The organism is Aeromonas sp. S19(2024) (genome assembly GCF_041402625.1).
GTDB lineage: Bacteria > Pseudomonadota > Gammaproteobacteria > Enterobacterales > Aeromonadaceae > Aeromonas > Aeromonas caviae.
Window position 1 is genome coordinate 85,865 of sequence record NZ_JBGLQU010000007.1, and the last position, 17,898, is coordinate 103,762.

Here is a 17,898-nt window from a genome sequence, read left to right on the forward strand (position 1 = left end):
GTCCCCTCAAACGGGTTCATCCGCCGGGCTGGTCAGCTCGGCGCCGTTGTCGATGCGTTTGTGCCCTTCCACCAGGTGAACGAAGTCCACCAGCTCGTCGCCGGAGACACGGAACGCCTGACCGAATCCCTTGACGAACAGTCCCTGCTCGGGCTTGAGCCTAAACAGCACGAAGTCCTTGAGATTGGAGAGCCCTTTGACTATCTCGCCGAAGCGCCCTTCCAGCGCCGCAACGGCCTTCTCCCAGCGTGCGTCGTCGCGCGCCACCACCTCGGCGACCGCATCGAAGGTCAGACGCTTGCGGGCAAACAGCTCGCGGGCACCGGTTTCGTCCTCGATCAGCATCAGCGATACCTTGGGCACCTGTTGCAGGTTGCGGGCGTGGCGAGCTATCTCGGAGATGAGCACATAGTATCCATCTTCCTGCAGCACGAAGGGGGCATAGCTGGCATTGGGGTTGCCTTCGCCATCCACAGTGGCGAGCTGCAGGGTACGGCAACCGTCGCGGAACTCGCGGATCTCCGGTTGCAGGCGGTTTTGCAGGCGCTCCTGACGTTCACTCATGCTTTCACTTCCTCTTGATACTGACGGCGCAGGGCCATGAAACGCTCCACCTGCTCAGGTAGCAGTTGACGCTGCTCGTCCCGGCCCAGGTAGATCTTGAAAATGCAGCGGCCACTGTGGCCGAAGAACTGGAAGGAGTGCCCTTCCTTGCCCATGAAGAGCTTGCTGACCAGGGCGATGCCCGCCACGTTGTCGAGCTTGAGGTGGCCGTGCAGTTCGCCATCCCGCCCCATCAGGTTGTAGTAGCCGCGCGCGTTCTTGCCCTTGGGGAAGGGAGCCTTCACCTCGAAGATGGAGCCATCGGATTCGACGATGGTGGTCACCTGCCCCCAGCTGGACAGGTCCGCCAGCAGGGCTTCGGCCTCCCCGGCCGGCACTGACGTCATCAGGGCGGCAGGCAGATGGCGTACCACCTCCCACTCGCTGACGGCCAGCTCGGTGGCGATAGTGGACGGGTGGGCACTGGGGTCTTGCTCCAGCAGCGCCTGAATGCGTTGTGCAATGCTCATCGGTTCTCCCTGGATGATCTGACGATGGTGCTCGGTGTCGCGGCGGATACTGTAATAAAGCGCCCCAAGTAACGCAATTGATAATCGCTTTCATTCTCAGTGCATTTTGGTGGGCGACTTGATATTCTCGGCGGCAACCCTATTTCATTCACCCTTCGGAGGTTCGCATGGGCCGTCGTTTTGCCCTCGCATTCAGCCTGCTCGGCTGTGCCCTTTCCCTCTCTTCCCCATCCGTCATGGCGGTGGAGCGTATCGTCAGCATAGGCCCGGCCACCACGGAACTCATCCTGGCGCTGGGGGGCGAGCAGAGCCTGGTCGCCACCGATGTCAGCAGTCCGGAGCCCAGAGGCGTGCCCAAGGTCGGCTATCACCGCGCCCTCGCCGCCGAAGGGATCTTGAGCCTCTCTCCGACCCTGGTGGTCGGCAGCGACGAGATGGGCCCGAACAGCACGCTTGATCAGTTGCGCCGTGCCAACGTCAAGGTCGAGGTCATGGCCACAGCCCCTACGCTGGCCAACCTCAACGAGCGCATCGATACCCTGGCCCATCTCCTGGGTGACCAGGCGGCAGGGAGCAAGCTCAAGGAGGAAATTGCCGCCCAGAGCGACACCCTGGCGGCGCAGGCGAAGCAGAACAAGCCCCTCAAGGTCGCCTTCCTGCTGCTGCACAAGGGTCAGCCCACCAGCATCGCCGGTGGCAACACCACCGCCAGCGCCCTCGTCACCCTGGCGGGCGGCGTCAATCCTGTGGCTGGGCTCCACGACTACAAGCCCGTCTCCACCGAATCCCTCATCGAGCTGCAACCTGATCTGGTGCTGGTGAGCGGCCGCGACTGGCAGCAGTATCAGGATCCCGACGCCGTCCTGAGCCAGGTGCCCGCCCTGTCAGCCACCCCGGCAGGCAAGAACAAGGCCATCCACGCCATCGACGGGCATGCCCTGCAAGGGGGGCTCAGCCTTCGTTCCCTGCAACAGGCGAACCAGATCGCCCAGTGGATCAAGCAGGGTTCCTGATGCGCCTGCCTCTGCCCTGGCTGCTCGCCCTGACCGGCTGCGCGCTGGCGTTGCTGCTGGTCGGGTCCCTCGCGACCGGCCCCATGTCCCTCTCCCTTGGCGAGAGCCTGCGCGCCCTGTTTGCCGGACCACAGAGCGGGATTGAGGCTCACAAATTATTGATCGTGCAGGAGATCCGTCTGCCACGAACCCTGCTCTGCATCGCCGTGGGGGGCATTCTCGGCCTCTGCGGCGCCGTGATGCAGGGACTGTTTCGCAACCCCCTGGCAGACCCCGGCATCATAGGGGTGTCGGGGGGGGCGGCACTCGGCGCGGCCCTGGCCATCGTGTTGCTCGCCCCGTTGGGTTCGCACCTGCAGAGCCTGCTCGGCCTGGGGTTGCTGCCCCTGCTCGCCTTTCTCGGCGGAGCCCTCACCACCACCCTCGTCTATCTGCTGGGTACCCGGGAAGGGGGCACCTCGGTCACCGTGATGCTGCTGGCCGGGGTGGCCATCACGGCGCTCTCCGGTGCCGTCATCGGACTGCTCACCTATCTCGCGGACGATCAGATGCTGCGCAACTTGAGCCTGTGGCAGATGGGCTCCCTGGCGGCAGGCAAGCCGGTCGATGTGACACTGGCGCTGCTGACCCTGGCCGCTTTGCTGCTGCTGTTCATGCGCGATGCCAATCCCCTCAACGCCCTGCTGCTGGGAGAGGGAGAGGCACGGCACCTGGGGGTGAACGTGCAGACGCTGAAGCGTCGCCTCATCCTGCTCACCGCTGCTGGTGTCGGCGTGGCGGTGGCCGTGGCCGGCATGATCGGCTTTGTCGGTCTGGTGATTCCCCATCTGGTACGGCTGCTGGCCGGTCCCAACCATGTCCGCCTGCTCCCGCTGTCTGCCCTGCTGGGGGCTGGCCTGCTGCTGGGGGCCGACATGCTGGCGCGTACCCTGCTCGCACCGGCCGAGCTGCCGGTCGGCATCATCACTGCCCTGCTGGGTGCCCCCTTCTTCATCTGGCTCTTGGTCAAGAGCCGCCGAACCCTGTAACAGGAGATCGCCACCTTGCCCGGATCCCCCTCCCCCCTGCTCAGTTGCCGGGGCCTTCGCCTCAGTCGTGGCAACCGACTTATCCTGGACAGCCTGGATCTCGACCTGCATGCCGGCAGCCTGACCGCCCTGCTCGGCCCCAACGGGGCGGGCAAAAGCTCGCTGCTCAAGTGCCTGACCGGCGAGCTGGAACATGAAGGGGAGATCCACCTGTTCGGCCAGACCCGCAGGGGGTGGGCCGACAACGCTCTGGCCCACAGGGTCGGTGTGCTGCCGCAAAGCTCCTCCTTGAGCTTCCCCTTCCTGTGCGAAGAGGTGGTGGCCATGGGCCGGCTGCCCCACAGCGAGCCTGCCAGCCGGCGCGACGAGATTGTCCGCGCCGCCATGACCCACGCCGGGGTCGACCATCTGGCGAACCGCCTCTATCCCGGCCTCTCCGGCGGGGAGCGTCAACGGGTGCAGTTCGCCCGGGTGCTGGCCCAGATCTGGCAGGCACCGGAGGAACCGCAGCAAGCGCGGCTGCTGCTGCTGGACGAGCCCACCTCGGCGCTGGATCTCAAATACCAGCACCAGTTGCTCGCCATGGCCCGGGCGCTGGCCGGCCGCAACACCGCCGTGCTGGTGGTGTTGCACGATCTCAATCTGGCAGCCCGCTACGCCGATAGGCTGGTGATGCTGGAGCAGGGAAGGCTGATGGCTGACGGCAGCGCAGGCGAGGTGCTGACCCCGGCGCTCATCGCGCGCCTCTACGACTACCCCGCCCAGGTGATCCACCACCCCGAGAACGGCGTCCCCATGGTGGTGTGACACCCGGGGGCAGATAGCAACAGAGCGCCTTCAGGCGCTCTGTCTTTTTGCGGTATCCAGCCTTGGGCTGACCAGCAGGGCAATCCCCACGGGCACATCAGGCTATCTGGTAGCGCCCCGGCTTGTGATTGAGTGTCAACACCAGGTTACAGATGATGGCAGCCACCACGGAAAGCGCCAGCAGCCAGGGGGAGACCACGAAGAAAGAGGCGACGACGATGGCGCAATCCAGTCCCATTTGCAGCTTGCCTGCCCGCACACCCCATCTGTCCTGAATGAAGAGCGCCAGGATGTTGAAGCCCCCCAGGCTCGCCTTGTGGCGGAACATGATCAGCAGCCCCATGCCGATCAGGGTGCCGCCGATCAGCGCCGCGTAGACGGGTTCGATCTTGCCGATTTGCAGCACGGCGTTGAGGTGATCCGTCATGAAGGAGACGGTGGCCACGGCGGCAAAGGTATTGAGGGTGAAGCGCGGCCCCAATCTGAGCCAGGCCAGGGCATAGAAAGGCAGGTTCATGGCGAAGAACAGCAGGCCGAAGCTGATGCCGGTCACCTGTTGCAGCAGCAGCGCCAGGCCGGCGGTGCCACCGGTGAGCAGGCCGACCTGATGGAACAGGAAGATGCCGAGGGAAACGAAGCCTGCTGCGGTCAGCAAGGCGAGCACATCCTCATACAGTGGATGCGCAGAGCGTGAAGTGTTGTCCATAACCAGGTATCCAGTCGCGAAGCAAGAGAGTGTTGGCCGCCCGTCGGGCGGAGCGAGCCCCGTGAACCGGGGCTTCGTTATGCCGACAGTCTCCATTTTGAGTGAGATGGATCACAAGTCCCACCCTTCATGCGCCAAATTGGTGCGCGTCATCCAGGCGTTACAATCCTTGCACCAAAATGTCCCACACTCACCGCCGGCATGATGCTGAAAAACCTGAAACGGGGCGCTGCCCCCGCACCCGAATCGTTCTAGAATGAGTCGCTTGTCACTGCCAGCGGAACAACAGCGGATGAGAGTCACCGTATTCGGAATAGGTTATGTCGGGTTGGTTCAGGCCGCCGTACTGGCGGAGATGGGTCACAAGGTGATCTGTGTGGATGTGGATGCCGACAAGGTCGCGGCCCTGAAAGCGGGACACATTCCCCTCTTCGAGCCCGGCCTCGCCCCTCTGGTGCTGCGCAATCATCAGGCCAGTCGCCTGATCTTCACCACAGACCCGGCACGGGCGGTGGAGTTTGCCGAGCTTATCTTCATCGCAGTCGGAACGCCGCCGGACGAGGACGGATCCGCCGACCTCCATCAGGTAATGACGGTGGCGGACACCATAGGCCGCCTGATGCAAGGGGGCAAGGTGGTGGTCAACAAGAGCACTGTCCCTGTCGGCACCGCCAGCCGGGTACGGCGACACATTGCGGAGCGCCTCGCCGACCGTGGTCTCGATCTTCCGCTCGACGTGGTTTCCAACCCCGAATTTCTCAAGGAGGGCGCCGCCGTCGCCGACTGCCTGCGGCCGGATCGCATCATCATCGGCACCGACTCCGATCACGCCTTCTCCCTGCTGGAGGAGCTCTACGCCCCCTTCAACCGCAAGCGAGACCGCATCCTGCGGATGGATGCACGCAGCGCCGAACTGACCAAGTACGCCGCCAACGCCATGCTGGCGACCCGCATCTCCTTCATGAACGAGATGGCCACCCTGGCCGAAGCCCTGGGCGCCGACATCGAGGAGGTGCGCAAGGGCATTGGTGCCGATCCGCGCATCGGCCACCACTTCATCTACCCGGGCTGCGGTTATGGCGGATCCTGCTTCCCCAAGGATGTCAGGGCGCTGATCCACACCGCGAAGGAGGCGGGGTGCGAGACCCCCCTGCTGCGCTCGGTGGAGCAGGTCAACGAGGCGCAGAAGCACAGGCTCATGACCCGGCTGCACCACCATTTTGGTGCCAGTCTGTCGGGGCGCACCTTCGCGTTATGGGGACTCGCCTTCAAACCCAATACCGACGACATGCGCGAAGCCCCGAGCAGGGTGCTGATGGAGGCGATCTGGGCGGCAGGAGGCCAGGTGCAGGCGTTCGACCCCGAGGCCATGACCGAGGCCGCCCGCCTCTATGGCCAGCGGGCGGACTTGATCCTGTGCGACACCCAGGAAGCCGCCCTCCAGGGGGCTGATGCCCTGCTCGTCTGCACAGAGTGGCAACAGTTCCGCGCACCGGATTTCGACCTGCTTCGCCAGACCCTGAAGCAGGCCATCATCTTCGACGGCCGCAACCTCTATGATCCGGCCCGTCTGCGCCAGCGCGGTTTCACCTACTATGCCATCGGCCGTGGCGATAGCCTGACCCATCAGGAGGAGCGATGAAGTACCTCGTCACCGGCGCCGCCGGGTTTATCGGATTTCATGTGGCGCGCAGGCTCTGTGGCGACGGCCATCAGGTGGTGGGGATAGACAACCTCAACGACTACTACGCGGTGAGTCTCAAGGAGGCGCGCCTCGCCCTGCTCACGCCTCTGCCCGGCTTTCGCTTCGAGCGCACCGATCTCGCGGACCGCGCGGCCATGGCTTCGCTCTTTGCCCGCGAGCAGTTTGACCGGGTGATCCATCTGGGGGCCCAGGCCGGGGTGCGCTACTCCCTGGACAACCCCTTCGCCTATGCCGACAGCAACCTCACCGGCCACCTCACCGTGCTGGAGGGGTGTCGCCAGACCCGGGTGCAGCACCTGATCTATGCCTCCTCCAGCTCGGTCTACGGGCTGAACGAACAGATGCCGTTCAAGCCGTCCCATGGGGCGGATCATCCCGTCTCTCTCTATGCGGCGAGCAAGAAGGCGGGAGAGCTGATGGCCCACTCCTACTCCCATCTCTACGGCCTGCCCACAACCGGGCTGCGCTTTTTCACCGTCTACGGCCCCTGGGGTCGGCCCGACATGGCCCTGTTCAAGTTCGTGCACGCCATCCTGAACGGCGACCCCATCGACCTCTACAACCAGGGCCAGCTCTGCCGGGATTTCACCCATGTCGACGACATCGTCGAGGGGATAGTGCGCATCTCAGACATCCCCCCTGCGGGCGATGCCCACTGGCAGGGGGCCCCGGACGCCAGCCCGGCCCCCTATCGCCTCTTCAACATCGGCAACGGCAGCCCGGTCAGGCTGCTGGACTTCGTGGATGCCATCGAGGCGACCCTCGGCAAACGGGCCATCCGCAACATGCTACCCATGCAGCCCGGCGACGTGCTCGCCACCTGGGCCGACACCCGCTCGCTGTTCGACGCCACGGGCTATCGCCCCCGTATTGGGCTCAAGGAAGGGGTTGACGGCTTTGTCCGCTGGTATCGGGACTACTACCGGGTCTGAGCCAGGCGAGGTGGCAGGGTCGCCTGGCTCAGACCCTGCGCTCAGGATGAAGGGGTATAGCTGAAGGGCACCATGGTGGGGGAGAGCCCACGACAGGCGGGTTTGAGTGCTTGCGGGCCTGCCAGCAGCCAGTCGGTACGGTGACGGTTGCCGAGGTTTTCCATCTTCGCGGGGTCAAAACACCTCACCATCAGGTCGGCGCTCCCCAGTACCCAGCGCCCGGGGGCAGCCCCTATCCAGGCGGCAGCTTCCCGGGCCTGCTCCCCGTCTCCCATCAGATAAGGGTAATGTTTCACTGGTTGCAGGCTAAACAGCAGATGCTGCTCCTTGAAGCCCGCCAGCAGCAGTTCATCCCCCGCGGGCACCCTCTGCGCCGCCAATGCCATGACTCCCTGAGGGGTGCGCACCTCGTTGAGGCGCACGCTTATCCAGCAGGAGTAGATCAGCCACCCCACCGCCAGGGAGCAGAGAATGGCGGTCAGTGGCGCCCGGCGAAGCCAGGCATTGATCAGCAGCAAGGATCCCCCCAGCACCACCAGGGGAAGCCAGGGATCCGGCCCCAGTTCCCCCAGACGGCTGGCCACTCTGTCGCTAAATGCCAGCACCAGAGCCCCCACCAGCCCTACCCCTCCCAGCAACCAGCCGAGCCCGGCCAGTAGTCGCCCCGGCCAGACCCGGACCAGCAGGGTGCCGATGAAGGGTGCGGTCAGGAGCGCCAGGGCGGGCGTACCGGGCGTGATGTAGACGCCCCGCTTGCCTGGCGAGCAGGAGAAAAACAGCACCACCAGCATCAGATAACCCAGCAGCAGCAGGATACGCCTGTCCTGCGCCCGAATGGCGCGCCGCCAGGCCACCACCAGCCAGGGCAGCAGCAAGGAGAGCGGCAGCCAGAACGGTGGGATCACCGAGGTAAGGTAGTACCAGAAGGGTTTGACGTGGTGCCAGGCGCTGGTATAGCGAGTCACCGTCTGGCGCAGCAATATGTTGTCTCTGTAGGCCAGCAGGAGGGGATCCCCGCTTCGGGTCACGGCCTCCAGCATGGGGACCAGCCAGAGGCTCATCGCCAGGGCCATGGCCAGCGGCCCGAGCAGGGCCTTCAGCCAGGCTGACAAAGGCGCGGCGCGGATTTGTGCCCTGTGGGTCCAGAGCGCGGGAAGCAGCACCAGCAGGGCCAGTACTCCCACCCCCTTGGTGATGACGCCAAGCCCCGCGGCAAACCAGCCGAGCCAGTACCAGCGCCATCCTCCCTCGCAGAGCAGGAAGCGCAGAAAACCATAGAGACCGAGGGTGATGAAGGCCGTCGCCAGGGCATCGATCTGCGCCGTCTTGGCCTGCAGGGTGAACTGGACGGTGAACAACAGCAACAGCCCGGCCATAAAGCCGACCGCTGGGTTCCATAACCGACGCCCCAGGTCCCACACAAGCAAGATGGTCAGCAACCCCGCCAGCAGGGAAGGCAGCAGAAAGGCCACCTTGATGGAGCCAGTCAACACATAGCCGATCGCGATCCCCCACATAAACAGCGGCGGCTTGTCCGGATAGAGCTCCCCGCCGCGCATGGGGAAGAGCCACCGGCCACTCTCCACCATCTCCTTGGCGATCAGGGCAAAGCGCGGCTCGTCCGCCGGCCAGGGGTCCCGCAGACCCAGCCCGGCCCCCAGTACCACCAGCGCGATCAGCAGCAACCAGCCAAGGGACGTCTGATTGAGCAGGGTGCGATCACTCACCATGACGCGCCTCCCCGGTCACTCCCTTGTCACGCCGCCAGCCCCGATGCTGGATATCGAGATAGAGGCTGTAGAGCGCGGTGAAGGTGGGGAAGAGGTTTTGCAGCACGCCGACGGAGTCCTGCTTGGGAGAGAAGGTGAAGTAGCTGAGCGTCATCAGGCTGCCGAGCACGCTCATGTACCAGAACAGGCGCGGGATGACGGGTCGCCCCGCCCGCCTGGACGCCAGAAACTGCACCAGCCAGCGTCCGCCGAACATCAGCGCCCCCGTGTAGCCGATCAGCTTCCAGCCGGTGACGTGCACCCCGGTCCAGTCCAGCCAGTCGATGGGGGCAGACAGCCAGGCGTCCATCACTCCAGCATCTCCCGGATTTCAACCACCTTGGAGCGGCGCTGCAACCACCAGACCCCGACCACGTCCACCAGCCCGACCCAGAGCCGGTTCCAGACCCCGTATTTGGAGATGCCCGCCTGGCGTGGCCTGTGGTTGACCGGCCAGGGCGCCATGCGCCCCCCTTGAGCCTGGATCAGCGCGGGGATGTAGCGGTGCATGTGATTGAAGGCAGGCAGTTTCAGATACCAGTCGCGACGCACGACCTTGAGCCCGCAGCCGGTATCCGGAATGCCGTCGCGCAGCAGCAGGTCGCGAAAGCCGTTGGCCAGCGTTGAAGAGAGACGCTTGACCCAGTCGTCGCGGCGGTTGACCCTGTGGCCGATGAGGCCCACCTGGTATGGATCGCTCTGGTAGCGGCGCATCGCCTCCTCCAGCATGGCGGGAATGTCGGCGGGATCGTTCTGACCATCGCCGTCGAGTACCACCAGCCAGTCGCCACGCCCGTGGCGCACCCCGCTCAGCACCGCCATGCTCTGGCCCACGGCATGGACATGGCATAGCACCTTCAGCCTGGTGAAACGCGTCTGCAAATCGCGCAGCACCACATGACTTCCGTCCACGCTGCCATCGTCCACATAGATAAGTTCGTACTCGAACCTGCCCCCAAGGGCGGCATCTATTTCGCCGACGAGCGGGGCCAGATTGTCCCGTTCATCCTTGGCGGGTACCACGACAGAGATATCGACCGATTCGACCATATGCATATCCTGCCCTCATCCGAGGCGCTATCGATTCACCCGGCAGACCCGACGACATTGCATCGTGGCCTGGCTGACATCATGCAAATACAAGGCGTTAGAAAACAACTGTGTCAGCATATTGAACCTCAATTAACAAATCTGTCAAAGCAGTCACTGCCCCGGGTGTCATACCGCCTCTCCCCTGCACCAAAAGTTCCATACCGTTTTCATCTCTGTTGCTCACCCACATAACCAGATGTTCCATCTGCTGGCTGGCGTCCCTCCCCGGATCGGGCCTATATGTTGCGGATACCAAAGACGAGGTTTCCATGAAAAAACGACTCTGGGGCTGGGGACTCCTGATACTGCTGGCCACCACTTCCCACGCAGATCCCTTTCGTCAGGCCCCCAAGGCCATGAGCGCACTGCGCCAGGGCGCCGCCATGGAACAGGGCAATCCGAGGCAGGCCATCGCCCACTACTGCACCGCCGCCAACCTTGGCAACCCGGAAGCCTATTACCGCATCGGCCGCCTGCTGGCCCGCGGCCCCCAGGGGATCCGCAATGCCCGCAGCGCCAACGCCTACCTGGCCATGGCCATGCGCCTTGGCAACCAGCAGGCCGCCCGTTACTACAACGAGCAGGTCGGCAATGCCCCCCTGGGTACCTGCGGCATCGGAGGCGGTGGCGGTGGTGCTCCCTGGGTACGCCCCAGCACCCCCTTCGATCAGGAGCGCTACCTGGCCAGACAGTCACAGGCCAAGCAAAAGCTGGCCGTCATGATCCGCCAGGCCGCCCAGCGTCACAAAGTGGACCCCCAGCTCGCCCTGGCCATCGCCATCGCCGAATCCAATCTGAACAGCACCGCCGTCTCCCCCAAGCAGGCGCAGGGCGTCATGCAGCTCATTCCCGAAACCCAGGCCCGCTTCGGCGTGACCCGGCCGTTCGATGCCCAGCAGAACATCCGTGGTGCCATGATCTACCTGAAGTGGCTGGAGAAGCAGTTCGGTCCGGACTGGGTGAGGATCAGCGCCGCCTACAACGCCGGGGAGCAAGCCGTGCTGCGCCACGGCGGTGTGCCGCCCTATCAGGAAACCCAGGAGTATGTGCAGCGGGTGCTCTACTACTCGGGGCAGGATCCTGACAAACCGGCCCGCCGCAGCTCACCGCGCTGAGCTTGCCCGGTTGCCCCTCTTCCCTCGCGCCTGTCGGCCGTCCCGGCCTGCGGCGCCCGGCTTTGCCGCCCCTCTCCCATTGGTTTACAATCGACGGGTTTTTTGGAACCGGGTTGACGGCCCGTCGACCCGGCCCCACCACGACATCAGTTTGTTAATGCCAAGACATTAAACTGCTGAAAGGAAGAGAATTAGCCAATGGCTCAATTTATTTACACCATGAACAGGGTTGGCAAGGTCGTGCCACCCAAGCGTCATATTCTCAAGAACATCTCCCTCTCCTTCTTCCCGGGGGCCAAAATAGGCGTGCTGGGTCTGAACGGCGCCGGGAAATCGACCCTGCTGCGCATCATGGCGGGCATCGACACCGAGATCGAAGGGGAAGCCCGTCCGCAGCCCGGCATCAAGATCGGCTACCTGCCCCAGGAGCCGAAGCTGGATCCGGAGCAGACCGTACGCGAAGCGGTCGAAGAAGCGGTCGGCGACGTCAAACGCGCCATGGCGCGCCTCGACGAGGTCTATGCAGCCTACGCCGACCCGGATGCGGATTTTGACAAGCTGGCCCGCGAACAGGGCGAGCTGGAAGCCATCATCGCCGCCCAGGGCGGCCACAACATGGAAAACCAGCTGGAGCGCGCGGCCGATGCCCTGCGCCTGCCGGCCTGGGATGCCCAGATCAAGCACCTCTCCGGGGGTGAGCGCCGCCGCGTGGCCCTGTGCCGCCTGCTGCTGGAAAAACCGGACATGCTGCTCTTGGACGAACCGACCAACCACCTGGATGCGGAATCCGTGGCCTGGCTGGAGCGCTTCCTGCACGACTACGAAGGCACCGTCGTGGCCATCACCCACGACCGCTACTTCCTCGACAACGTGGCGGGCTGGATCCTGGAGCTGGACCGCGGCGAAGGCATCCCCTGGGAGGGCAACTACTCCTCCTGGCTGGAGCAAAAAGATGCCCGTCTGGCCCAGGAAGCGAGTTCCGAAGCCGCCCGTCGCAAGTCCATCGAGAAGGAACTGGAGTGGGTTCGTCAGAACCCGAAAGGCCGTCAGGCCAAATCCAAGGCTCGTATGGCTCGCTTCGAAGAGCTCAACACCAACGACTACCAGAAGCGCAACGAGACCAACGAGCTGTTCATTCCGCCCGGACCGCGCCTGGGCGACAAGGTGGTGGAGGTGGCCAACCTCTGCAAGTCCTATGGCGACCGCCAGCTGATCGACGATCTCTCCTTCTCCATTCCGAAGGGTGCCATCGTCGGCATCATCGGTCCGAACGGTGCCGGTAAATCGACCCTGTTCCGCATGATGTCGGGTCAGGAGCAACCGGATTCCGGTTCCATCACCCTGGGTGACACCGTGGTGCTGGCCTCCGTGGATCAGTTCCGCGACAGCATGAACGACAAGAAGACGGTGTTCGAGGAAGTCGCCGACGGCCAGGACATCCTGCGCATCGGCAACTACGAGTTCCCGAGCCGCGCCTACATCGGCCGCTTCAACTTCAAGGGTTCCGACCAGCAGAAGCGGGTCGGCGAGCTCTCCGGTGGTGAACGTGGCCGTCTGCACCTGGCCAAGCTGCTGCAGACCGGCGGCAACGTGCTGCTGCTGGATGAACCGACCAACGATCTGGACATCGAAACCCTGCGCGCCCTCGAGAACGCCCTGCTGGAGTTCCCGGGTTGCGCCATGGTCATCTCCCACGACCGCTGGTTCCTCGACCGCATCGCCACCCACATCCTGGACTACCAGGACGAGGGCAAGATCGAGTTCTTTGAAGGCAACTTCACCGAATACGAAGAGTGGAAGAAGAAGACCTACGGTGCCGAGGCTATCCAGCCGCGCCGCGCCAAGTACAAGCGCATTGCCAAGTAAGACGAGGCAACAGCCGCGCCGCCAGGTATGACGTCACAAGGGGAGCCGGGGCTCCCCTTTTTTGCCTCTTCTGACTTACAATCTCCACCTATTCCCCAGCGATAGCGACCCATGACCCAAGCCTCCACCACCAGACTCACCATCCAGATCCGGCTCGAACCCGGCTGCCTGGGGCCGGATGGCAAGCAGCACATCGATACCTTCTGCGCGGCCGCCAACCGGATCCTCGCCGTCATCGAACCCCGACGGGTGCACTGGGTGCTGCTGCCCCGCCATGACAAGCAACTGGCCGAGCAGGCCTACTTCCTTGATGGCCGCCCCTTGAGTGAAACCCAGGCCACCCTGCTGCTGCAACGCATGGGGTTGGCCCTCGATCCCTTGCTGGAGCAGAGCGATGCCGTGCTGAGCCAGCTTATCGAACGCTACCAGAAAAACCGTTGATCCCGATGTGGAAACGGGGCTCTATTGGTCCCCTTTCTCCTGCCTCTGAGGGAAAACGTTTGAATTTTTACTCTATTCATTGATCCGCCTCGCACATCCGGGGTTTGTAAACCTGGCCGCCTGTGTGAAAATGTGCGCGCTGTCACGGTATCAGGACGAGTCTGGTCACTTCACCGCCAGAATCAGGATCCGTCGCCCCGCATGGATGGGCCGGGCCCCCTGCTGCCTATTTCACGTCACCCATTGGAATCCAACATGAATCAACCACATCACGCTACCGGGCAGACCGCCAGCCCGGCTGCCGGGCAGGGATTGCTCGAGCGCCTGTTTGCCCTGCGCGGTCATGGCACCACGGCCCGCACCGAGGTGATCGCCGGCATCACCACCTTCCTGACCATGGTCTACATCGTCTTCGTCAACCCGCAGATCCTCTCTGCGGCAGGCATGGATACCCAGGCCGTGTTCGTTACCACCTGCCTCATCGCCGGCATCGGCAGCATCCTGATGGGTCTGCTGGCCAACCTGCCCATCGCCCTGGCTCCCGCCATGGGCCTCAACGCCTTCTTCGCCTTCGTGGTGGTGGCCGGCATGGGCTACTCCTGGCAAGTGGGCATGGGCACCATCTTCTGGGGTGCGCTGGGCCTGCTGATCCTGACCCTGCTGCGGGTACGCTACTGGCTCATCGCCAACATTCCTCTGACACTTCGGGTCGGCATCACCGCCGGCATCGGTCTGCTCATCGCCCTGCTCGGCCTGCACAATGCCGGCATCGTGGTCGCGAGCCCCGCCACCATGGTGACCGTGGGCAACCTCACCTCCCTACCCTGCCTGCTGGGGCTGCTCGGCTTCTTCCTCATCTGCATCTTCTCCGCCCGCGGCGTCCACTCCGCCGTGCTCATCGCCATCGTGGTGACCACCACCCTGGGCTGGCTGTTCGGCGACGTCACCTTCAAGGGCTTCGTCTCCGTGCCGCCGAGCATTGCACCGGTCTTCGGCCAGCTGGACCTGATGGGATCGCTGGACATCAGCCTCGCCGGGATCATCTTCTCCTTCATGCTGGTCAACCTGTTCGACTCTTCCGGCACCCTGATCGGCGTGACCAACCGCGCCAAGCTGGCCGATGACAAGGGGCACTTCCCGCGCATGAAGCAGGCCCTGGTGGTGGACAGCGTCAGCTCCGTCGGCGGCGCTTTCATGGGGACCTCGTCCGTGACGGCCTACATCGAGAGCAGCTCCGGCGTCGCCGTCGGCGGTCGCACCGGCCTGACCGCCATCGTGGTGGGCATCCTGTTCCTGCTGGCCATCTTCTTCTCTCCGGTGGCCGCCATGGTGCCGGCCTACGCCGCAGCCGGCGCCCTCATCTACGTGGGCGTGCTGATGTGCTCCGAGCTGACCCGGGTGAAGTGGGAAGACCTGACCGAAGCGGTGCCGGCCTTCATGACCGCCGTCATGATGCCGTTCAGCTTCTCCATCACCGAGGGGATCGCCGTCGGCTTCATCTCCTACTGCGTGATGAAGGCGGGTACCGGCCGCTGGCGCGAGATCAACCCCTGCGTGCTGGTGGTAGCCCTGCTCTTCGTCCTCAAGTTTGTCTGGGTCGATGCCCACTGATTTTTCTTCCATGAAAAGAAAACCAGACTCTGAAAACAAAAATGCCCGTCATCGACGGGCATTTTTTTATGGCGGGCTCAGGGCTCAGCGAATACCGCGGGCCTCACGGATCCACTCCCAGGCCTGCTGGATCTCCTGGGTCTTCTCCTTGGCCATCTCCATCATCTCGGGGGGCAATCCCTTGGCGGCCAGCTTGTCAGGGTGATGCTTGCTCATCTCCTTGCGATAGGCACGCTTGATCTCCTGATCGCTGTCGCTCTCGTTCACCCCAAGCAACTGATAGGCATCCTTGAGGCGATCCCGGGAGGGGGGCTCCTGGCGGTATTGCTGCCCCTGGCCACTGCCCTGCTGTTGCTGGCGGTGGAAGAAGTTCATCTGGGCCTCGGCCATTGCCAGAATGCGGGCCAGCTCGATGCGACTGAACCCCAGCTCGTCGGCAATGGTTTGCAGGATGGCCCGCTCGTTCGCCTCCACCTGACCGTCGGCGAAGGCGGCCTGCAGCTGGACCTCGAGGAAGAAGCGCAGGATGTCGCGCTGCCCCAGGCTCGCCTGGCGAAACTCCGCCAGGGTCTCGCGCAGGGGGAAGTCCGCCTCCTTGCCCTGGCGGAATGACTCCTGGGCCCGTACCCGCTGCTCTCCGGCCAGCCGCATCCTGTCCATCAGGTTGGATGCGACCCGTATTTCATGCTCGGTGACCTGGCCGCTCGCCTTGGCGATGTGGCCCATGACGGCGAAGGTGGCATGGAAGAAAACGGCCTGCTGTTGCTGGCTGGGCGCCCGCTGGAAGGCACCGCGGATCCCCATGCCCCGATCGAAGCGATGGCCGATCCACAGGCCCAGCAGGGCACCGAAGATGTTGCCGAGCAGAAAACCGAAGAAGGTGCCAAGCACCTTGCCCCAAATACGCATGGTTCAAGACCTCGTGAAGTTAATGGGTGCCGGCGAGCAGTTGCTCGTCCAGCTCGCGCAGCCGATCCACTGTGCCGATGTCGCGCCACTCGCCTGCCAGCAGGCTGCCACCCACCCGTCCCTGCACCATCCAGTCGCGCAGCAGGGGGGCCAGCTTGCGCGCCCCGCAGGGCAAGCCGGCAAAGGCGGCGGGCTGATAGAGGCCGACGCCGCTGAAGGTGAGGGCCGGGGTGTCCAGCACCCGACCCGCTTGCAGGGAGAAGTCCCCTTGCGGGTGCTGGGGAGGGTTGGGCACCAGCCAGAGGTGGGCGAGATCCTCCCCAAGCGGCTGGTTCACCAGAGCGCGATAATCCAGGTCGAGCCAGGTATCGCCGTTGATCACCAGAAAGGGTTCGCAGCCCAGCAGGGGCAGCGCCTGCACGATGCCGCCGGCGGTCTCGAGCGCGCTCTCTTCGGCCGACCAGTGGATGGATACCCCGAGTGCACTGCCATCGCCGAGGGCCGCCACCAGCTTGTGTCCGAGCCAGGCGTGGTTGATGACAAGTGTGGTCACGCCGGCTGCCTTGAGTTTTTCGATATGGTGCACGATGAGCGGCTTGCCCCCCGCCGCCAGCAGCGGCTTGGGCAGCAGATCGGTGAGCGGACGCATCCGCTCGCCGCGCCCGGCGGCCAGGATCATCGCCTTCATGGTGTCACCCCGGTGCGCGCCAATCCCGGCAGCACCACCTGCTCCAGCCACTGGCCGAAGCGGGCCAGCACCGGATAGGCGGCGCCATGGCTGCGACAGACATCGACCACGTAGCCCAGGGTACGGGGAATGTCCTTGAGGTAGCCGGCCTTGCCATCGCGGTGATAGAGGCGGGTGAAGATCCCCGCCGCCTTGAGGTGGCGCTGCATGCCGGTGAGATCGGCTGCGCGACGAAACGCGGCATAGTCCAGATTGCCGAGCAGACCGGCCCCTTGCAGGGTGTCGAAGCCAAGTCGCATGCCCTGCTCGATCACCACGTCCGGCCAGCGCACGTAGCAATCTTTGAGCAGGGAGACCAGGTCATAGCTCAGCGGCCCGATGACCATGTCCTGGAAGTCGATAAGGGCGAGGTCGCTCTCCTTCGGGTTCGTCCCGCCGCACACCATCAGGTTGCGGCTGTGGAAGTCCCGGTGCATCACTCCTTGTGGCTGGGCCAGGTTGCTCGCCATGAGGCAGGCGAAGGTCTCCGCCAGCAACTGCTGCTCTTCATCACTCAGAGCCAGTTGCAAGTGATGTCCCAGCAACCACTCGGGGAAGATGGCATTTTCGCGGGCCATGAAGGCCTCATCGAAGGGCTCGAGCTCGAGCGCCACGGCGCCGAGCCCTGGCAGCAGGGCGATGGCCTTGCCATACCAGACCAGTACGCTCGCTTCGTTCAGGCAGCCGATAAGCTGGGTATCCCCCAGATCCGTCACCGCCAGCAATCCCTGCTCGTAGTCGACCCCCTTTACCTCGGGGGCCAGCAGCCCCGCATCGTGCAGGGCGGCCGCATTGCGAACGAATTCATGATTTTTTTCGGTTTTCGGATTAGCATCCACCCACACCAGACCGCCGCCCCGGAAGTAGCGGCGGAAACTGGCGTCACCGGAAATAAGCGTCAACGAGAGGTTGGCGTCACCGGAAATCCGGCGAGCCCATTGCAAAAGCAGGGAAGCGCGATCGTGCATGAGTCGGGAACCAAATTGGAAAGCAGCACTTGGCTGTTAGCCCTGGCCGCAATAATGCTTTATCATTGCCGGCTAACATAAAGCAATGACATGCAATGTCAACTCGATGGATCCTGACATAAAATGCATGCCCTGA

18 protein-coding genes are annotated in these 17,898 nt (G+C 64.0%); 9 read left to right on the plus strand and 9 right to left on the minus strand.

All coding sequences use genetic code 11. From position 1 onward, the window contains the following. Positions 1-6: 6 nt before the first annotated feature. The gene (hutZ, locus tag ACB037_RS14965) at positions 7-564 is read right to left on the minus strand and encodes a heme utilization protein HutZ (RefSeq protein ID WP_010673228.1); all 558 of its coding nucleotides are present in this window, start codon (positions 562-564) and stop codon (positions 7-9) included. Beyond that, a complete protein-coding gene (hutX, locus tag ACB037_RS14970; protein ID WP_286700462.1) occupies positions 561-1,073 on the minus strand; it encodes a heme utilization cystosolic carrier protein HutX in 513 nt (170 codons plus the stop codon). The genes hutZ and hutX overlap by 4 nt, the downstream gene beginning before the upstream one ends. A gap of 167 nt (positions 1,074-1,240) precedes the next feature. Here hutX and ACB037_RS14975 point away from each other — a divergent pair, with 167 nt between their 5' ends. Genes ACB037_RS14975 through ACB037_RS14985 form a run of 3 tightly spaced genes read left to right on the plus strand, consistent with a single transcriptional unit; the run spans position 1,241 to position 3,921 of the window. After that, positions 1,241-2,086 carry a hemin ABC transporter substrate-binding protein gene (locus ACB037_RS14975; protein WP_041214611.1) on the plus strand — a complete coding sequence of 282 codons (846 nt, stop codon included), beginning with the start codon at positions 1,241-1,243 and terminating at the stop codon, positions 2,084-2,086. Beyond that, positions 2,083-3,114 carry a FecCD family ABC transporter permease gene (locus tag ACB037_RS14980; RefSeq protein ID WP_371175533.1) on the plus strand — a complete coding sequence of 344 codons (1,032 nt, stop codon included), beginning with the start codon at positions 2,083-2,085 and terminating at the stop codon, positions 3,112-3,114. Before ACB037_RS14975 ends, ACB037_RS14980 begins: the two co-directional genes overlap by 4 nt. Before the next feature lie 15 nt (positions 3,115-3,129). After that, the gene (locus ACB037_RS14985; protein ID WP_371175513.1) at positions 3,130-3,921 is read left to right on the plus strand and encodes a heme ABC transporter ATP-binding protein; all 792 of its coding nucleotides are present in this window, start codon (positions 3,130-3,132) and stop codon (positions 3,919-3,921) included. A 97-nt stretch (positions 3,922-4,018) separates the two neighbouring features. On the opposite strand, the gene ACB037_RS14990 is transcribed toward ACB037_RS14985, so the two are convergent. Further along, positions 4,019-4,627 (minus strand): YitT family protein, encoded by a 609-nt coding sequence (locus ACB037_RS14990; protein WP_124243950.1) that lies wholly within the window; start codon positions 4,625-4,627, stop codon positions 4,019-4,021. A gap of 292 nt (positions 4,628-4,919) precedes the next feature. On the opposite strand from ACB037_RS14990, the gene ACB037_RS14995 reads away from it, so the two are divergent. Both ACB037_RS14995 and ACB037_RS15000 read left to right on the plus strand, forming a co-directional pair. After that, positions 4,920-6,269 (plus strand): UDP-glucose/GDP-mannose dehydrogenase family protein, encoded by a 1,350-nt coding sequence (locus tag ACB037_RS14995; RefSeq protein WP_371175514.1) that lies wholly within the window; start codon positions 4,920-4,922, stop codon positions 6,267-6,269. Next, positions 6,266-7,264: an NAD-dependent epimerase gene (locus tag ACB037_RS15000; protein WP_371175515.1), complete on the plus strand. Its 999-nt coding sequence runs from the start codon at positions 6,266-6,268 to the stop codon at positions 7,262-7,264. Before ACB037_RS14995 ends, ACB037_RS15000 begins: the two co-directional genes overlap by 4 nt. A gap of 41 nt (positions 7,265-7,305) precedes the next feature. On the opposite strand, the gene ACB037_RS15005 is transcribed toward ACB037_RS15000, so the two are convergent. The 3 genes from ACB037_RS15005 to ACB037_RS15015 are packed head-to-tail and all read right to left on the minus strand — an operon-like array spanning position 7,306 to position 10,083. Beyond that, the gene (locus ACB037_RS15005) at positions 7,306-8,994 is read right to left on the minus strand and encodes an ArnT family glycosyltransferase (RefSeq protein WP_371175516.1); all 1,689 of its coding nucleotides are present in this window, start codon (positions 8,992-8,994) and stop codon (positions 7,306-7,308) included. After that, positions 8,984-9,343, minus strand: coding sequence for a lipid-A-disaccharide synthase N-terminal domain-containing protein (locus tag ACB037_RS15010; RefSeq protein ID WP_045523761.1), 360 nt, complete (start codon positions 9,341-9,343; stop codon positions 8,984-8,986). The genes ACB037_RS15005 and ACB037_RS15010 overlap by 11 nt, the downstream gene beginning before the upstream one ends. After that, positions 9,343-10,083, minus strand: coding sequence for a glycosyltransferase family 2 protein (locus tag ACB037_RS15015; RefSeq protein WP_045523762.1), 741 nt, complete (start codon positions 10,081-10,083; stop codon positions 9,343-9,345). Before ACB037_RS15015 ends, ACB037_RS15010 begins: the two co-directional genes overlap by 1 nt. Positions 10,084-10,394: 311 nt before the next feature. On the opposite strand from ACB037_RS15015, the gene ACB037_RS15020 reads away from it, so the two are divergent. From ACB037_RS15020 to ACB037_RS15035, 4 genes are all read left to right on the plus strand, one after another. After that, positions 10,395-11,240 (plus strand): transglycosylase SLT domain-containing protein, encoded by an 846-nt coding sequence (locus ACB037_RS15020; RefSeq protein ID WP_371175517.1) that lies wholly within the window; start codon positions 10,395-10,397, stop codon positions 11,238-11,240. Between the two features lie 198 nt (positions 11,241-11,438). Next, a complete protein-coding gene (ettA, locus tag ACB037_RS15025; RefSeq protein WP_010673216.1) occupies positions 11,439-13,106 on the plus strand; it encodes an energy-dependent translational throttle protein EttA in 1,668 nt (555 codons plus the stop codon). Positions 13,107-13,217: 111 nt separating this feature from the next. After that, positions 13,218-13,547 (plus strand): hypothetical protein, encoded by a 330-nt coding sequence (locus ACB037_RS15030; RefSeq protein ID WP_201901547.1) that lies wholly within the window; start codon positions 13,218-13,220, stop codon positions 13,545-13,547. Positions 13,548-13,802: 255 nt separating this feature from the next. After that, complete coding sequence (locus ACB037_RS15035) at positions 13,803-15,158, plus strand: NCS2 family permease (protein ID WP_045523766.1); 1,356 nt, start codon at positions 13,803-13,805, stop codon at positions 15,156-15,158. Positions 15,159-15,242: 84 nt separating this feature from the next. Here ACB037_RS15035 and djlA read toward each other — a convergent pair whose 3' ends face one another. The 3 genes from djlA to ACB037_RS15050 are packed head-to-tail and all read right to left on the minus strand — an operon-like array spanning position 15,243 to position 17,762. Then, positions 15,243-16,067, minus strand: a complete 825-nt coding sequence (gene djlA / locus ACB037_RS15040) for a co-chaperone DjlA (RefSeq protein WP_104454692.1) — start codon at positions 16,065-16,067, stop codon at positions 15,243-15,245. Between the two features lie 19 nt (positions 16,068-16,086). Then, positions 16,087-16,755, minus strand: a complete 669-nt coding sequence (gene murU / locus ACB037_RS15045) for an N-acetylmuramate alpha-1-phosphate uridylyltransferase MurU (protein ID WP_323879718.1) — start codon at positions 16,753-16,755, stop codon at positions 16,087-16,089. Next, positions 16,752-17,762 (minus strand): aminoglycoside phosphotransferase family protein, encoded by a 1,011-nt coding sequence (locus ACB037_RS15050; RefSeq protein WP_371175518.1) that lies wholly within the window; start codon positions 17,760-17,762, stop codon positions 16,752-16,754. The genes murU and ACB037_RS15050 overlap by 4 nt, the downstream gene beginning before the upstream one ends. Between the last annotated feature and the right edge of the window lie 136 nt (positions 17,763-17,898).

Bases quoted from the DNA above. Each gene is read 5' to 3' on its own strand.
- hutZ (WP_010673228.1), bottom strand. From the start codon at position 564: ATGAGTGAACGTCAGGAGCGCCTGCAAAACCGCCTGCAACCGGAGATC.
- hutX (WP_286700462.1), bottom strand. From the start codon at position 1,073: ATGAGCATTGCACAACGCATTCAGGCGCTGCTGGAGCAAGACCCCAGT.
- ACB037_RS14975 (WP_041214611.1), top strand. From the start codon at position 1,241: ATGGGCCGTCGTTTTGCCCTCGCATTCAGCCTGCTCGGCTGTGCCCTT.
- ACB037_RS14990 (WP_124243950.1), bottom strand. From the start codon at position 4,627: ATGGACAACACTTCACGCTCTGCGCATCCACTGTATGAGGATGTGCTC.
- ACB037_RS14995 (WP_371175514.1), top strand. From the start codon at position 4,920: ATGAGAGTCACCGTATTCGGAATAGGTTATGTCGGGTTGGTTCAGGCC.
- ACB037_RS15000 (WP_371175515.1), top strand. From the start codon at position 6,266: ATGAAGTACCTCGTCACCGGCGCCGCCGGGTTTATCGGATTTCATGTG.
- ACB037_RS15005 (WP_371175516.1), bottom strand. From the start codon at position 8,994: ATGGTGAGTGATCGCACCCTGCTCAATCAGACGTCCCTTGGCTGGTTG.
- ACB037_RS15010 (WP_045523761.1), bottom strand. From the start codon at position 9,343: ATGGACGCCTGGCTGTCTGCCCCCATCGACTGGCTGGACTGGACCGGG.
- ACB037_RS15015 (WP_045523762.1), bottom strand. From the start codon at position 10,083: ATGGTCGAATCGGTCGATATCTCTGTCGTGGTACCCGCCAAGGATGAA.
- ACB037_RS15020 (WP_371175517.1), top strand. From the start codon at position 10,395: ATGAAAAAACGACTCTGGGGCTGGGGACTCCTGATACTGCTGGCCACC.
- ettA (WP_010673216.1), top strand. From the start codon at position 11,439: ATGGCTCAATTTATTTACACCATGAACAGGGTTGGCAAGGTCGTGCCA.
- ACB037_RS15030 (WP_201901547.1), top strand. From the start codon at position 13,218: ATGACCCAAGCCTCCACCACCAGACTCACCATCCAGATCCGGCTCGAA.
- ACB037_RS15035 (WP_045523766.1), top strand. From the start codon at position 13,803: ATGAATCAACCACATCACGCTACCGGGCAGACCGCCAGCCCGGCTGCC.
- djlA (WP_104454692.1), bottom strand. From the start codon at position 16,067: ATGCGTATTTGGGGCAAGGTGCTTGGCACCTTCTTCGGTTTTCTGCTC.
- murU (WP_323879718.1), bottom strand. From the start codon at position 16,755: ATGAAGGCGATGATCCTGGCCGCCGGGCGCGGCGAGCGGATGCGTCCG.
- ACB037_RS15050 (WP_371175518.1), bottom strand. From the start codon at position 17,762: ATGCACGATCGCGCTTCCCTGCTTTTGCAATGGGCTCGCCGGATTTCC.